This is a genomic window from Amnimonas aquatica, from assembly GCF_002943415.1.
Lineage (GTDB): Bacteria > Pseudomonadota > Gammaproteobacteria > Pseudomonadales > Moraxellaceae > Perlucidibaca > Perlucidibaca aquatica_A.
The window spans coordinates 1-1,079 of record NZ_PTQZ01000376.1 but is presented as its reverse complement, the minus strand read 5'-3'; the positions used below and the strand labels follow the sequence as shown (position 1 = coordinate 1,079).

Genomic DNA, 1,079 nt, shown 5'->3' with positions numbered 1-1,079 from the left:
CAGCTGCCATGCGACAATGGCATGACCCGGAAAATGGGTTTTACTTCCGAAATAGGGCAAGTGGTAAATGTCGGTGAGCAGCAATGCAGGCACGCCATCACGCAACGCCTGATGCAAGTCATTTGTTGCCGCGCCCTTATCCGGATAGCTTGACCATGCAAACGGCACACCCAGTGTGTGAAAGACTTTTTCCTCAAAGCCCATTGAACGCACGTGAACAATGAATGGAGTGGCGGAATCAGGAATCTCCACGTAGGTGATACCCAGCCCGGCACCCAGCCCGAAGCAAAACGCCTCGGTCATCTCAAGTCCATGATACTCCAGCAGATCGCGTATCGCCGAGCTGCCGCAATGGACACCAGTCCTGTGGCAGTACTGCCTGACCGGCGCAGCACTGCTGACGTCAGACTCCATCTCTGTGTCGGTCACCTTCATCAAGCCGCCGCCTCCAGATGCTCGCCGTCGTAAACAGCAGCAGAAGCTCGCATCGGATCCCCGTGACGACCATACTCGTCAAGCCAAGCAGCCACTTTCTCAGGCATCCCGGTTTCCCACGGATGAAAGCCGGGGCGGAACCAGTCAAGAAACTCCGGCATCATGCGGATAAGAATACCTCGGCGACCATAAAGGCGATTCAAGCCGCGCAGTATCACTCCGGGTTGGCGGGTCACGCCATCCAGCTTCAGCATATTCCAGAACACTGGCGCTACCACCAAATGAATCATCAGGGTGCCGACTACCAGAGCCGATACGCGCGTCACATACCCACCGCCCGCCACCGTCTGATAAAGATCGTAAGCCACCGCTTTATGCTCCACCTCTTCCACTCCATGCCACAGAAACAAGGCGCGCATTACCGGATCTGCCTCCCGAATCATATCGGAATCTTCCTTGAGCATGGCCTCGCCCAAGGTCGCGGTGAAGTGCTCAAAGGCGGCCGTCATCGCCAGCTGATATTTTTTCGGAAGGTATTTCTGTGTGGTACGAATAAAACTTCGCAAATTGGCCGTAGCCTTCTCGACATCAACGCCCTGCCCGGCCATCACCTGGTTGAATCTGTCATGAACTATGCCGTGCTG

The 1,079-nt window shown here is 55.6% G+C and carries 2 protein-coding genes; both read right to left on the bottom strand.

Going from position 1 to position 1,079, the window contains the following annotated elements:
• Positions 1–435, bottom strand: a 435-nt coding sequence (locus C5O18_RS10140; RefSeq protein WP_241146823.1) for a BtrH N-terminal domain-containing protein, incomplete at its 3' end; no start/stop codon positions are given.
• The coding region (locus C5O18_RS10135; RefSeq protein WP_105193499.1) for a metal-dependent hydrolase at positions 435–1,079 on the bottom strand (645 nt) is incomplete at its 5' end. The genes C5O18_RS10135 and C5O18_RS10140, both read right to left, overlap by 1 nt.